Annotated in this window: 10 protein-coding genes; 7 read left to right on the forward strand and 3 right to left on the reverse strand. The window is 53.8% G+C overall.

Annotation, left to right across the window (positions count from 1 at the left end; genetic code table 11):
• Positions 1–64: 64 nt before the first annotated feature.
• A complete protein-coding gene (locus M1D87_RS09080) occupies positions 65–700 on the reverse strand; it encodes a hypothetical protein (RefSeq protein ID WP_421091723.1) in 636 nt (211 codons plus the stop codon).
• Between the two features lie 296 nt (positions 701–996).
• On the opposite strand from M1D87_RS09080, the gene M1D87_RS09085 reads away from it, so the two are divergent.
• The 3 genes from M1D87_RS09085 (at position 997) to M1D87_RS09095 (ending at position 4,592) form a co-directional block, all read left to right on the forward strand.
• Positions 997–1,713 carry a hypothetical protein gene (locus tag M1D87_RS09085; RefSeq protein WP_421091724.1) on the forward strand — a complete coding sequence of 239 codons (717 nt, stop codon included), beginning with the start codon at positions 997–999 and terminating at the stop codon, positions 1,711–1,713.
• 564 nt (positions 1,714–2,277) lie between these two features.
• Positions 2,278–3,414 (forward strand): nucleoid-associated protein, encoded by a 1,137-nt coding sequence (locus tag M1D87_RS09090; protein WP_421091725.1) that lies wholly within the window; start codon positions 2,278–2,280, stop codon positions 3,412–3,414.
• Entirely contained in the window at positions 3,414–4,592 is a 1,179-nt protein-coding gene (locus M1D87_RS09095; protein ID WP_421091726.1) for a hypothetical protein, read from the forward strand. The genes M1D87_RS09090 and M1D87_RS09095 overlap by 1 nt, the downstream gene beginning before the upstream one ends.
• 66 nt (positions 4,593–4,658) lie before the next feature.
• Here M1D87_RS09095 and M1D87_RS09100 read toward each other — a convergent pair whose 3' ends face one another.
• Positions 4,659–5,408, reverse strand: a complete 750-nt coding sequence (locus M1D87_RS09100) for a DNA-binding protein (protein WP_421091727.1) — start codon at positions 5,406–5,408, stop codon at positions 4,659–4,661.
• Between the two features lie 555 nt (positions 5,409–5,963).
• Here M1D87_RS09100 and M1D87_RS09105 point away from each other — a divergent pair.
• Positions 5,964–10,889, forward strand: a complete 4,926-nt coding sequence (locus M1D87_RS09105; protein WP_421091728.1) for a hypothetical protein — start codon at positions 5,964–5,966, stop codon at positions 10,887–10,889.
• Positions 10,890–11,698: 809 nt separating this feature from the next.
• Here M1D87_RS09105 and M1D87_RS09110 read toward each other — a convergent pair.
• A complete protein-coding gene (locus M1D87_RS09110) occupies positions 11,699–12,487 on the reverse strand; it encodes an SIR2 family NAD-dependent protein deacylase (protein WP_421091729.1) in 789 nt (262 codons plus the stop codon).
• Positions 12,488–12,690: 203 nt separating this feature from the next.
• Here M1D87_RS09110 and M1D87_RS09115 point away from each other — a divergent pair, with 203 nt between their 5' ends.
• The 3 genes from M1D87_RS09115 (at position 12,691) to M1D87_RS09125 (ending at position 14,012) form a co-directional block, all read left to right on the forward strand.
• Positions 12,691–13,353 (forward strand): hypothetical protein, encoded by a 663-nt coding sequence (locus tag M1D87_RS09115; protein WP_421091730.1) that lies wholly within the window; start codon positions 12,691–12,693, stop codon positions 13,351–13,353.
• Between the two features lie 83 nt (positions 13,354–13,436).
• Positions 13,437–13,676, forward strand: a complete 240-nt coding sequence (locus M1D87_RS09120; RefSeq protein ID WP_421091731.1) for a type II toxin-antitoxin system Phd/YefM family antitoxin — start codon at positions 13,437–13,439, stop codon at positions 13,674–13,676.
• Positions 13,677–13,706: 30 nt separating this feature from the next.
• Positions 13,707–14,012 carry a hypothetical protein gene (locus tag M1D87_RS09125; RefSeq protein ID WP_421091732.1) on the forward strand — a complete coding sequence of 102 codons (306 nt, stop codon included), beginning with the start codon at positions 13,707–13,709 and terminating at the stop codon, positions 14,010–14,012.
• Positions 14,013–14,083: the final 71 nt, after the last annotated feature.

The following is a 14,083-nucleotide window of genomic DNA, read 5'->3' on the forward strand; positions in this document are numbered from 1 at the left end:
CTCGTTACAGCTTTACGCCTGAGCACTGTTTTTAAGGGCTGCATATGTGTTAGCCCGTGATGAGTCACTTTTCAGAGTTAAAATTCAGTAAACTATCCAGGGTTAGTTGAGAAGCTAAATCTGTTAATAGCACACCATCAAAAAGAGCTTGATAGACTGCACGTTCTCTGACGATGCTGTTAGTGTAGATCAGCGCGCGTAGCGGTACCGGGTACTTGATAGACTGCAGCCAGCGTTGGCAGGCAGTCTTTTCCTCATCGCAAACGTTGAAAGAGTGAAAATATAAAAATTTAATATTTTTCAACTTTACGCCTTGTCGAATACTGCTTGTGTCGGCAAAAACTAATGAATACCCCAGGTCTGCAAATACCTGCTGAGCTGCTAATAACAGCTCTCGCCTTTTGGGATTGATTGTTTCGAAGTCATGTTTCACTTCGGTGAAGTACAATGCCTCCCTGGTTTCGACTCGAAAGTCAGGGTGGTATCGACGTTTTTTGCCGTTAATTTTTACCTCTAATGCGCCGGGCTGGCTAGCGTAGTTCACTACATTTTTGTCCCATTCAAGCAGTATGCAGTAGTCAGATTCAAGTACGCTATTACAAACTTCCTGCCGTCCGGTTTTTCGGGATGGATGAAAAATCAAGTGTTTGCCGTAGTAGCCGCATTTGTCTGGCTTGCGAAGCCCGATGGGAACGTCCACTGGCAAAACCTCCCGAAAAATGCTCGCTACCTACCCGATTCCAAAAGCTGGGTTGCCTGTGTGGACGATTATCCTCGGCTCGCAAGAAAATTCTAGGATTCGACATTTCTCGAACCTCCCTCTTAAGTCCTTGTTTTTACGACCTCGGATACAAAGAAAATTTCGCATTTTGTGGCTTTGGTGTAAGGCGTAGGATCAGGTGTAGGGGAATGCTAGGCTCATGGTGTAGGGAAAGATAAGGGCGCCTTATGTCGAAGGTTTCAGAAATAGACCGACAGGTTGAGAGGCTGCGGAATATGCAGGTTGTGCATATCCTGGCAGATGCCCTTGATTGTCCTCATAAAGGTTATTCGCTAGCCCTTCGTATCGCGGGAGGTAAAACATCCACGGATCTTGATCTTCTGAGCCATAAGTGGAGCGGCCGCTTGCGGGGGGCGAAAATGCCAGACAAGGAGCGAGAGGCCTGGCTGGTGCTCTATCCCAACTTGAATGCTGTTTGGAATCATCCCTTATGGAATGCGTTGAGGGACAAGCCTCTTCCAGAATGTCAGCAATGTTTTGACTTACGCGTGAGCGCTGACCATCGGATGCGGCGTTTCAGTGGGCAGACGATGCTCGATTGGATCGGCGTCCCTGATCCAGACCGAATCTATGACATAGTGCTTTTGCTTCGTAGCGACGATAAATCGCTGTTTTTACAACGCCTTTGGCTATTGAAGAACCTCGCCGCATACCTCCTTGTTGCGACGATTTTTGAGCCGTTTCGTGCCGTGGTGGTGCCGCTCTATCGATGCATTCGTAGCGTTCCCTTGAGTAAAGCGTTTTCGAAGAGACTGCATGAATGCTTGCCCTTCAGTCCAATTTGCTGGGAAAGGTGGGTGAATGCAGCGCAGACTGCGGCGGAAGACTGGCAGCGTTCAGGGGAGGGGCGTACGCAGTCAATGGCTCGCCAGTGGCTGTGGGAGGAATTGGCCAGCTCAGACTTTCAGCGTCGACTGGCCTCAATGCGTTGACACATAGGCCTGACTTTTGTGGCCATGTCGGTATGGAAATTATGATGCCTCATGCCAATTTCGAATATAGGTACCAATGGGGTAGTGACGGTTCATGGGGTTTACTGATCAAACCAGCTAGGTCTCTGTGTTGAAAAGGTCCCTATTTTTTCGCTCCGACGAGTGTTCATTCGATCACGTGGACAATCCCACTGCGCACAGCGTCGGTGCAGTCGAACTGTATCCCATGAAATCAGCGTTGGCAGGGCCCTATTTTCAAGGTGCGAGCGATACTAGTCCTATTCATTTGAAACCATGGCTCATCATTTTCAGCGGGGACTGATGCTGAGTGCCTGCGCGACGGAAAAGGCCTTATACGAGGTGATCTCGATGCGCGGGTTGCTTGACGACCCTCATGAGACCCATTCCGGCCCTGGATCCCGACTCAGTGGCTTCTATGCTGGTGCATCAGGTGGCGGTAGGAATGCGTTGCGAGGCGGGGACATGCAAAAACGTGCTGTGTTCGACGTCGTGAACTGCTACTTTTGCGATCTCAAAATGATGTCATGACAATGGACGTTGGCCATGTTTACCCTGAATACTGCAGTCATTCACAGCTTCAAAAAACTGGCGCATACCGAGTTTGTCGGTGAGGTCGTGAAAAAAAATGTCATCCTTCAGCCGGATAACCCCGCCTTGCAGTCCTTAGTGGAAGGCATCAATGGCCTGATCGGAAAGGAAGGTAACAGCGTCGTCTACGGCCAGTTTGCTGCAGATGATCGTCAGGGACCGTTTCCGGACCGCTTTGCTGATTTTGTGACGGGACTTGGTGAGGACGGACAGTTCATTGATTTGACGCACCTTGCGATGGACGAGCTGGTTGATCAGGCTTCTAAGCAGGTCCTGTCGACTGGCGGTCATATTTTATGTGCTCAGTACACGTCGGCTGGCGAAAATTTCTTCTTAGTCGCCAGCATGAAAGAGCGGGGGGCCATTCAGCTAGATAAGGACTATGTGCCGACCGCAATTCAGGAGATTGACCTGAGCAAGGTGCAGCAGGCGGCTCGGATAAATGTGAACCGTTTCAAGGAGATTCGCGCTGCCGAAGAGGCGGCAGCTGTGCTGCTGGAGAAAGAGGCTGGTGACGCTGCTGACGAAGAGTTGGACGTAACCTACTTGTGCTTCATCAGCCGGGGGCGTGATAGCCAAGCGTCGGACTACTTCATCGCCGCGCTTGGGTGTGCCAAAGGCGTGGCGTCTGGGCGTGCTACCAAAAACGCCATTGACCAAGTGTATAAATTTTTCCGAAACAAGAACACGTTGAGGCCCCTGGCTTATCGAGCCAAGGATGCTGTTGTTCGCTACCTGCAGAAGCAATTGGAGGAGGGTAAGTCAGCTCGTCTGGATGCCATTTGCCACGTCGCGGTTCAGCATGTACCCGCTGAGCTGGTAGAAGACATCATCGGCCTAAAGGATTACCTCAATCATGAGAAAAACCGTGTGCCGGATGACTTCACTGTGAATGCCACGTCGTTGCGCCAAAAAACACGGATCAAAGGCGAGGCCAGCAACTGGGTGTTGCAGTTTGACCGTGGTGCTTTGGGAGAGGATCCAGCAGCGGATGTGTACTTTGACGTCGTGAAACGTAAGCTGACTCTGTCAAACCTGAGCGCTGATTTGGTCGCATTGATTGATAAAGAGCTCAAGGCCAGGGCGGGCTGATGTTTGCTTTAGTTGTTGGGCTTTATCGCGCCGTTGGTAAGCCTGAAATTCGCGACGGCATGTTCTCTTACCAAGGGCCTGCCACAACGGCCATTCAGGCCGCCTTGGACGCGTGCTCTAAGTTGCCGGCCGCTTACGGTTCTCTTGAGCAAGCAGAGGATGAGCAGGGGGAGCTCGATTTCGATTTTCGGTTGCCTGGCAATGAGAATGGCCGATTCTATCAAGATGTTCGCGAATTCGTGCAGCGCAACGGCTCACTCGGTAAGGGCCGTTTTCCTCGCAACGTATACATCCAGAAGCTTGAGTGGGCGGATTGCGACGGCACGCTGCCGCCGAGCATCCAGCAGCTCATACGACTGTGCCGACTGATTGAGCTTCTCGCTCAGTTGGCCGTCGGAGTAGATCGAGAAAGTGACCCAGATGGTTTCAACCTTTTTTTTGCGATGCCGCCTGATGGGGACAAGCCGCCACGTACTTTTTTGCTAGCCACCCGGGTGGAGGCTTCTCTCGCCGACTATCCCTTGCCGCACCTCAGCTTACTGGAAGAAATCCTCGACCCCAAAAACGAAAGTAAGGCTCATCTCAGTGAAAGAAAGCTGATGATCCGGATGGCAGTTGCCAGCGTCATCGAGAAGCATGAGGGCCAACCGGGGTTGTTAGCAGTGGTGCGCGACTGGCGCGAGGTGCTCGCCACTTATCGCGCGAACCTGCAGACATACGTGTACCGCTTTTCTTTTGACCGCGTTCGTCGAGAAGTGGCCCAAGCGGAGCTTGACTACGGCAGCAAGCTCAGTGGTGTATTGGGGGATATCGCTGGCAAGATGTTGGCTCTGCCGGTTTCTTTCGCTGCGCTCATACCATTGCACACTGCTCAGAGTAGACTTGAGGCATCGGTCATATTGCTCGGCCTGTTCGTGGTAACGATCATATTGCTGTTGGTTCTGCACAATCAACGACTGCAGAGTGAGCGACTGCTCCACAGTTTTCATGTGATCTTTGACGAATTCAAAGCCAAGATGCGGACTTATCCATCCAAACTGCAGTCGTTACTCCAAATCACCATCAATCAGGTTGATCAACAAGGCAGGATTCTTCGACGGACGTTTCAGGTGCTGCAATGGCTGGCTTGGCTTCCAGCACTTCTGGCATGCGCAGTAATCGTCTTCAAATATGTGTAGTTATGGTTTTCGTTTTCTACCATCGGGTCTGAGGATGAACCTGCAGGCGCGCCAGGCTCGCAGTTTTCATCCTATGGGCACCGACATCACGCGTTCAAGCATCTGCAGAAGTTGGCTGACTTGCGTTCCGCGCTGTTCGAGATCTTGGCGGAGTTGGCGGGCAAGTAATAGCTGCTGTCTGAGTCTTACGCGCAGGGTGGTACGTTCTACCAGCAATAGCCTTATTTGTGCCTGGCTGTCCCCCAGCGTCTCGTGCTGAATTCTGAGCTGTCCCTGCAGGTCCGCGATAATTTGTTCTAGCTCTCTAACCTTACGGTCATGATCGAGTCGACTTTCGCTGTACTCATCTCCCTGGGATTTTTGTACATGGCTCAATGTTATGTGCAACCGCTCTAAGCCCCTATTAAGGTCGTGGATTTGCTCTGACCGGGTGTCAAGCAGATGAGCCTGCCCTCGCTCCAAGGCCTCTTTTAATTGAGTAGTCAAGAGCCCAACGGACTCCTTGAGGTGTCTAAGCTGCTCTTGATGCTGCGTGCGCTCAATGTTGTGCATGTGTTGCTGCGTGATCAGGGTCGAGCGCTCTTTTTCGAATCGACTTTCAGCGTCTTGCAAAAGGCGTTGCGCAATGTCGCCCATCAGGCTGTTCAACTCTCTACCTAACAAGGTCGAAGTGGAGGAGGATGGCTCGGTAAGCTCTTTCAGATACCTGGATATGGTGCTATTTGAGCCTGTGTTTCCCAGGAAAGCGCGGACAGCGTCAACACTGGGATGTCTACCCTGCTTGATCAGCGCATCCCTTGCCAGGCGAACCTGCATCCTACTGATTCCACGCTGAGGCATATTTCCTCCTACCCTGCCTTCAATGCATCACCTTAACTGTATCCAGTTCAGCTGTGGATTCTGGCAAATCAAAATGTGACCGGTAGCTGTCCAGAGCAGCGTGAAGATTTTGAGCAGTCTAGTAGGTCACATTTCAGATTAGCCCAGCCTGAACATCAAGCGGGGTTGGGCGATAGCTAAACGGGTCGCCCAGAGATGAGCTTCGGGAACCCCGGATGACGATCGGCGCAAGCTCTCAGCGAGTAGGGTTACCCCTTGCAGGGAAACAGAAACTGAATTGGTTCTGAAATGCCGATTTCCGTCCATTGAGGGCGTTCAAACCCAAATGGCGACATGGTTCAGCAAGCCTTGTGCGTTGCGCTTTTCCACGCATACGTTGCCGTCTTAGTGCTGCAGTCAATGTCTCCGTCTGTGATGACTTCTGGGTAAAATTCCTAATCCCATGGTGCTGGAGGCAAAGCCTCACTTGCCATGTCATTCAGCTTGACCGAATTCTATCGATCAACGTCGTTCATCAGGAGAGGCTCAACGATGACCCCAAGCACTTTGCCGGCCGGCGGGCGCGCAACAGAGGGCGGTATGGCCTTTCAGGCTGGTGTCGCAGTTTGGTTTGCAGCCCACCTGCTTGCCAAGTTGCCTGTCGGTGGCCGGTTTGGTTTGGATGTTGCGGCATACCCAGTGACCCTGCAGTTGGAGACAGGTGAGGGCCTTGACGATATTTTTGTCACGCTAAGCAACGGCAGCCACATCGCCGTGCAATGCAAGACTCGACCAAGCCTGTCAGCATCCCAGTCGTCTGACTTAGGCGAGACACTCATTCAGGCTATTCAGTTTGCTACGGCAACTCCGAGTACGTCTTCTCCTTTCGATATGAACCGCAGCGCTGCGGTGATGGCAGTCGCTAGCGATGCGCCTGCCACCCTCAATGCCCTAGATGACGTCTGCAGGATGTTTGCAACGAGTGATGATTGGCTGGCTGTGCATGCACGCGTGAGCAAGTCCCATCGAAATGCGATGAATATTTTGCGGGACCATGTCACTGCGGGGTACGCTGCCGTCGGCCTGGCAGCCCCAACAGAGCGCCAGGTGGCACATCTGGCGAGGAGTTTTCATATCGAGCGCTTCGCTACCAACCAGGGCGAAGCGGATTGGCGCGAAGCCGCGAACACCCTCGGAGCTCGACTTTATGGTGGTGAAGAATACGGGGCGGCTCCGCTCATTTGCTTAGTAGACATTGTTAGGCGCTTGATCAAAAGTGGTGCGCCTGCTGACCGTGAAGGACTTATCTCGCAGTTGCGAGCGGCAGGTCACAATGACCAAGCATCGCCACAGTTCAACGAGGACATTGCCGCCTTACAACGAAAGACGCTTGCTGAGCTAAAGCGGCTTCAGATTCACATGCAGTTGCCGATTGGTGGCGGGTTGCCCGTTGAACGCACCTGCATGCCAGCATTAAGGGCTGCGGTAGAGGCCGGCAGCTTTTTGGTGGTCGGTGAGCCAGGTGCCGGCAAGACCGGTGTGCTGGTCGCACTGGCGGAAGCGCGGCTTTCAGATGAACAAACGACCATTTTTCTATCCGCTGATGATTTGGCGAGCGTCACTTCAGAGGCCTCGCTGCGCACTACGCTTGGCCTGCAGCACTCCCTAATCGAAGTATTGGCCGCATGGCCTGGTCTGAGCCGCGGCCTTCTAGTCATCGACGCCTTAGATGCATCACGTGGTGGCTGTTCTGAAGCTGTTTTTGCAACCCTGATCACGGACCTACAAGCGAGATTGGACGACCGCTGGTCAGTGGTAGCGTCCATTCGATCTTTCGACCTTCGGCACGGTAAGCGCTTTCGACAGGCCATGCCGGGAGCGCCTCTCGATACGAGTTATGTCGACTCCAATGCCTCAGGTGTCAGGCACTTTCTCATACCGGCTCTCACCGATGAAGAAATGATGTTCATCGGGAAGAAAGAAGCCCGCCTCGGTGAACTGTTAGGTACGGCTCCGGCATCGGTTCAAGTCCTACTGCGTAATATGTTCAACCTCTCCATTGCGGCTCAACTAGTCGACGGTGGTACTGCGGCTGCAAGCATTGCGACCGTAACAACACAATCGGAACTGATCGACCGCTATGAGGATGAGCGACTGCCTACCGCTGACTTGCAGCTTACTGTGGCAAAAGCTGTGGAGGTGATGGTTGAACGCCGGCGCTTGCTGGTGAGAAAGGTTGATATTGCTAGCCCTGGACTAGAGGCTGTATTGGCAGCAGGGGTATTGGTTGCTAACGGTGATCGGGTAGGTTTTCTCCATCATGTCTTGTTTGATCACGCGGCTGGCCGCTTTTGGCTTGACTGGAATGATCCAACGCGGCTGATCACGCAGATGTCTGGAGCCAATCACCCGGGGCTTTTGTTAGGACCATCACTGAGGTTCGCCATTGAGCGAGTATGGCGAGATGATGCTCTTGGTCGTCCGCGCAGCTGGAGTCTGACTCTCGATTGGATCGCCACTGCCGGCATTGATCCGGTGGTATCCAGTGCCGCGCTGCGATCAACAACAGAGCGAGTAGCGGATACGGGAGACATCGAATATCTCTGTTCGATGATCCTGCAACCGTCGCAGGTGAGTCGGGTAGGGCCACTGTTGTCGAAGATTGCTCGATATGCCGGCTTGGGTCTTACTGATAAGGCGATTCCTTCCGACTCCATCGCGACAGCTTGGGCAAGCGTAGCGGCTGCAGCGGCCAGCATGCAGCGAAATGAGTATGCTGACGGCACCCGAATTCTTTTACTCGCATTGTTCGAGAAAGCCAATTTCGCGAATCGTGATTTCCAACAGAGCTTTGGCAAAGCGGCGCGTGCCTTTCTGTCCCTAACGTGGGCCGGTGACCGTCGCCTCGCAGGCTTTTCCAGTAACGCCATTCGTTTTGTTGCCAAATCGTATAGCAGCGATCCAGATGCATCGAGGCAACTGCTCCAGCAGGCTCTTGATGAGCCTCATTTCTCGGAGCATGCGCACGAAGAAGCACCCTGGCTGGCAGAGGGCACGAAGCACATCGCTCCAGTGGATCCCCCGTTTGTGATCTCCGTCTTCGCTACCCTATTTGGAAGGGCAGCTCCTTCTGAAGGCGATAGCTGGATCGGGGGAGCACCAAGCCGGATCATGGCGCTACGCTCCAACCGTCGACAAGATTATGAACATGCCCGCTGGAGCCTTTTGCAGATGCTCCCTGAGTTTCTGAAGATGTCTCCGGTGGAAGCAACGCGAGCCGTGAATGCGGCGGTTTTGGGTATTGCGCGGCGCGAGCGGACTCGTGAAGCAGACCGTCCAGTCTACGTTGCCCAGGGCTGTGCCCACGCGATGCGGATCATGGAGGATGGACTGTCCTATTCTGAATGGCGAGGCAGCCAGCGGTCGGGTGGATCAGGTGGTGGGGAAGTACTGGAATCGTTCGTTGATTTTCTCTCAGCATGCCCGCCCAATGTGTTGCGACTGGTCGTCGAGGATCTCAATCGAACGCAGGTCGTCTCCGCATCCCTATGGGCTCGAGTACTAGGCATCGCCGCGGACAGGAATGGGGTTGCAGACGATCTACTGTGGCCGGTGGTTTCGACCCCTGAGATTGGAAATGTGTCTGATCTCATACGGGATTGGGCGGTGTATCTTTCAGTGGCGTACCGGACAACATCGCTTGAGAACCGTAAAGCGTTCGAGCATTGGTTGATGGAACTCGCCCTTTCCGAAGACCCGGTGCAGGCTGCTCGGACCCGTCGATGTGCGGCTCGGCTGCTATCTGTCCTGGACGAACAATTGGTCGCGACAGCAGAATTTTTGGGACTCAAAAGACAGCTTGAGGCAGATGGGCAACTAAGTGGCAACCGTCCCTTGATCTCAATCTCTACTGGGTGGCAGTCCACCGCAACCATCACTCAAGACATTCTTAGATCGTATGGTGTCGATCTCGACAACGCATGTGACCAAGCGGTGCTGGGTGCAGAGCAGACTTTGAGGACGCTATTGAGTGAACACGGCGAGAATTCAACATCTGAGTCAGTGAGGTTGATTTGGTCTCAGGCACTAGCGGCTATAGAGGTAATTGAAGCTGGTTGTTCTTCAGCCGCCCAAGCCACGCTGAAGGCAGCCAGGGGGTGCGTTAGCCGCGCGCTGAAATGGATTGCGGGGGAAGCTCATTTTGATCCCGCCAAGGCGGGGCATCCTACAGTGGCACAGCTGGTTGAAAGGTTGGACGGCCTTGCCTGCCGGCCTGCTTTAGAGATGAAGTTGCAGGAAGACTTGGGCAGCGAGTTTCAAGGAGACTGGGGTCTGCGTAGCAATGTGGCTGCCGGTTTCTTGAGGTTGGCGCATCGCTTTGGTGATGCGGATGTCACGCTGGTTGATCGTGTTGAAGAATTGCTGGACGCCCCGGAACCTGAGGTGCGCCAAGCTATATCTAACTCGTTGAACCTCCTATGGGAGGTCGATCACGAGCGGATGTGGTCAATGATGACCAAGGTCGCGCAACGCGAAAGTGATGTCCGAAGCATGGCTTTTTTCGTCGACGGTCCTTTGAGTCGCGCTGCGACAGCCGATGCTGAACGAGTCGAACCGCTACTCGTGACGATCATCGAGCGCTTGCCCCTCAAACGGGAAGGCGATACAGATCACGCGCGGCATTTTCATGAGGCATTAGGCGCATTGGTAGCAGGCCTTTATGTTAACCAAGGAAAAGTGGTTTATCTGGCTTACCTCAAGGGCTGGCTTCGACAGATCACCGATTCCTATGAATTACTCTGGGCCACCGTTTCAATGCTTCGTGAACCCCTATTTATGTCGTACAGAGCAGCAGCGTCGAAGGATGACCAGGCCCTTCAGAATAGGGCACATGAGCTTCTGCTTTTGGTTGTGAATGCCGCAGCCGATGAAATGCCGATAGCGCTCTCGACCTGCAACGCTTCGGCCAAAGGTTCACCTGATTTTGTTGCCAGCGAACGCGCCTACCTCTCCTGCGTGCAATTGATTGAACATTGCGTGAATCAGTTCTATTTCGGTTCGGGGGCCTCCTCTCTTGGCAACGTGGAAAGCCAAGTGATCCTGGACACATCCCGTAAAAGCACCTTTTTACGTGATTATCAGTCCACGCTTTCCGTAATCGCTCAATCGTCTGGCCCAGCAGCAATTCATCATCTGCTACAGCTCTACGAATTCATCATGGATGGGGATTCAGCCACTACATTCGACCAGGTGTTTGCCTTACTCGTTGGGCCAGCAGCGCGCGAGCTTTATCACTTCGAGAGTTTGGGCCTCGATGCGGTGGTTCGAATAGTCAGACGGTTTCTCGCGGATAATCGTGACCTTTTTGAGAGTCCTTCGAGACGATCTGACTTGATCGAGATCCTGGATCTGTTTTCTGAAGCCGGTTGGTTGGAAGCGCTGAAGTTGCTCTATGAGTTGCCGGATCTGATGCGTTGAGTCGCCGATGCCAAATGGCGGAGCAGTGAGCGACGGCTGGCCGCTACCTTTGGGCGCCTGAGTCGAGCAACAGAGCCGGTATGACTAAGGTCACAAAGATAAGCAAGCAGCCACCTGATGGGCTAGGCGTGAACAAAAACCGGTCTCAGCGTCCGGCCATTACTCGTTGTCATCGAGAAATTCTTAACGGGGGACTTCGCGAGACGCTTACGATATGGGGTGCCTGGAACATACCCCTTGACTGCTGCGGACCACCTGAATGACAACTGTCCACATTCCATGAAATGTGGACAGTTGATTTATCGAAAATTCACGATAGTCAAGGTATCCGTCTGGCCAACACACCTTCTTGACGCCTCCGCCGAAGGTGTGTTGGTCGGACGGATACTCCTGAAGCGTGGAATTAGCTAAATCACCTTTTACCTATTAGGCATAGAATTCTAGGATTGGCGCGCTCCCTTGCGCTCGCTGACACCTCACAGGTTTTTGTGATTCAGCCGCAAGCGCAGCAGAGCCATCGCACTGCGGTGCTATCTCTACGCGCCCGTGTTGACCACTCTGGCTGGCAACAAAATGGCCACCAAGGTAAGCAAGAAGGTGGTGAAGCAGCCATTGGCGGAGTAGAGCGCGTCCACGCAAAAATAGGTCGGATAACGTGCAAAAAAAATCTGCAAAAAAATGTGCAGAAATTGCTGTCGTGGAATGTGTGCAGCAGCCGTGGAAGGCCCGAATTTTCTAAGGTGTAGTACCTGGAAATATCTCCAAAAAAATGTGCACAATTCAGAGAGCTGATGAGCAGGCGTGATTCGTTACGTAGAATCACGAGGCTGCATCAGATCTCCAAACCCTGCGGCCTCAACTAAGGCGGACAGCACCCCTCCAGCGGCCCCTTTCAGCATTATTTCATCAGATCCACCCAATCTGACGTTCTCAAGGTTTACATGGATCACAGTAGCTTTTGCCGCTAGGGCGAAGCGTGGAATACCAGCTGCCGGCATGACGACGCCAGAGGTGCCCACAGAGATCAGCAGGTCGCAGCTTTTCACGAGTCGCATCGCTGACCGCCAGGCGTCTTCCGGAAGATTCTCTCCGAACCAGACCACTCCGGGTCGAAGCTTTCCGTTGCATCGGGCACAACGGGGCGGTTCGATAAGCTGTCCTTCTTCGGGAACCTCCAACTGAGCAGGGGATAGCTTTCCAGGCCTGTGGCAGGCGAAGCACTTCACGTTCATCAGGCTGCCGTGTAGGTGAACCACCGCACTGGAGCCGGCACGCTCATGCAAGTCATCGATGTTCTGCGTGACGACGGCTACGCTCCGCCCAGCGGTGGCAAGCAGGGGAATAGCAAGGTGAGCCGCATTGGGCTTTGCCTGGCTAACCTGGTTTCGCCGCCAGAGATACCAGCTCCAAACCAGCGCCGGGTTTTCTCGAAAGGCATGCGCTGTTTCCAGGCGCTCTGGATCGTGCTTCGCCCAGAGCCCGGTCAGCTTATCGCGAAACGTCGGTATTCCGCTTTCAGCGGAAATGCCAGCGCCCGTGAAAAAGACGATCTGCTTCGCCGCGCGCATGGCGTCAGCAGCCCGTTGGATAGTGCTCATGCGGCAAACCTCATCCTCGCGGCCATTACTCGCTTCCAGTAAACACGGGAAACGGCGCTGGTCCCAGCCCGCGCGCTAGCGGCTGATCGGAAAAACCCGTGTAGAAAGCAGAGTGCCGCATACTGCTTTCAACGCTGTGGCAATCCCCAGGTGGAGATCAGCAACTGCTGCTACCGTCTTAAGGCCCTTCGTTGGAGGTGCTAATGACCACTCCCTACGCACATATCCAAACGAGGCGCGAGCCTCACGCCGAACTGGAGCCATCTCAAGACCAGTCGGCCTTGATCGCAACATTGTCGATTGAAGCTAATTCAGATCAGACGATTGATGCGTACTTCGGCGGGTTGCAGATGTACAACGATCTCTTCGAGTGGCGACTGAGCGAGTACCCCCAGAAAGCGCTTGAGTTGATCATCGATTGCTTTCTACCTGCGGAATCGGTGCCCCGGTCGATTCTGGAAACAGGTGTTTCCATTGGGCTAATCCGTTCCAGAATCTTTCAAAGTGGGGACTGGATATCAGGCAAGCAGTGGGCTCAGCTAGCGTCTTCTTCTTCCGTTGACAGCCCACTTGACCGCGAACAGTTACTTGCGGACCGGCAGATCTTCTCGCTCCGTCCGGGCAAGGTGGATTATTTCCCCATCTACGGTTTGGACGGTCGCTGCGGGTTCCGACCGATCACCGGCCTTGGCGAGGTGTTAGCGGTGCTCTCGGCCAAGATGGACGAATGGTCAATGGCGGCTTGGTTCCAGACCGGCAATACGTCGCTGCACGGTGTGGCGCCGAAAGCGCTATTGGCATCAGCGCCAGACAAAGTCCTAGCTGCAGCCCGGAAAAAGCCTCGACGGAGTCGAGCCAACAGATGATCGACATCGGAATGAGCGTTTGAGGCTCACTACGCTGCGTGATGCGTCCTTGGACAAAACTCCACTGTTGCGGGAACATCGACATGTACATCGTCAAGTTGAAAAAAGTCAGACACGCCCTGGGCCCTATGCTGGATGAGGTCTGCCGGGATCGCGTGCCTCTGGTCATTGTGCGCAAACGCGGGAAGCCCGTCGTTGTGCTACCGCTAAGCGATTTTAATGGCTATCAGGAAACGATGTATTTACTGGGTTCCACGGCTAATGCACAGCGACTGAAGACATCCGCCGCTCAGCTTCGCTCCTTCCTCCATCGCGCCAAATGACGGCGCGGAGGCTCGCATAGGAGTGTTCTGATGAAAATCACTGGTCGTATAGAAACAGAAGCGGTGGTGGATGTACGTTGCGACGCTTGCGGTTGCTCAACCCGTTTGGCAAACGGCAATTTGCAATACGGGATGTTGCAGGCGCACTGGGGTTATGGTGCCCAGCACGACGGTGAACGGTACGAGGTCCATCTGTGCGAACCCTGTTTTTTCAGCACCCTCGCTTACCTAAAGCAAGAGCGGCGCACTGCACACCTGTTCGAAGAGGATCCTCAACGCTCTCAGGAGGATTTCGGATTGGCTGCCAAAGATGACTTTTTCCGTGATGATTGTTGACTGCAACTCGCCAGCGGCCCAGTTGGCCGGTGGTCAGAAGACAGTTCGGAAGCCAATCAGCCTGGTGCGCG

Source organism: Pseudomonas sp. SA233 (genome assembly GCF_054792385.1).

Excerpts from the sequence above, each read along its gene's own strand:
- M1D87_RS09100 (WP_421091727.1), bottom strand. The coding sequence starts at position 5,408 with ATGCAGGTTCGCCTGGCAAGGGATGCGCTGATCAAGCAGGGTAGACAT.
- M1D87_RS09105 (WP_421091728.1), top strand. The coding sequence starts at position 5,964 with ATGACCCCAAGCACTTTGCCGGCCGGCGGGCGCGCAACAGAGGGCGGT.
- M1D87_RS09085 (WP_421091724.1), top strand. The coding sequence starts at position 997 with ATGCAGGTTGTGCATATCCTGGCAGATGCCCTTGATTGTCCTCATAAA.
- M1D87_RS09095 (WP_421091726.1), top strand. The coding sequence starts at position 3,414 with ATGTTTGCTTTAGTTGTTGGGCTTTATCGCGCCGTTGGTAAGCCTGAA.
- M1D87_RS09110 (WP_421091729.1), bottom strand. The coding sequence starts at position 12,487 with ATGAGCACTATCCAACGGGCTGCTGACGCCATGCGCGCGGCGAAGCAG.
- M1D87_RS09125 (WP_421091732.1), top strand. The coding sequence starts at position 13,707 with ATGAAAATCACTGGTCGTATAGAAACAGAAGCGGTGGTGGATGTACGT.
- M1D87_RS09115 (WP_421091730.1), top strand. The coding sequence starts at position 12,691 with ATGACCACTCCCTACGCACATATCCAAACGAGGCGCGAGCCTCACGCC.
- M1D87_RS09120 (WP_421091731.1), top strand. The coding sequence starts at position 13,437 with ATGTACATCGTCAAGTTGAAAAAAGTCAGACACGCCCTGGGCCCTATG.
- M1D87_RS09090 (WP_421091725.1), top strand. The coding sequence starts at position 2,278 with ATGTTTACCCTGAATACTGCAGTCATTCACAGCTTCAAAAAACTGGCG.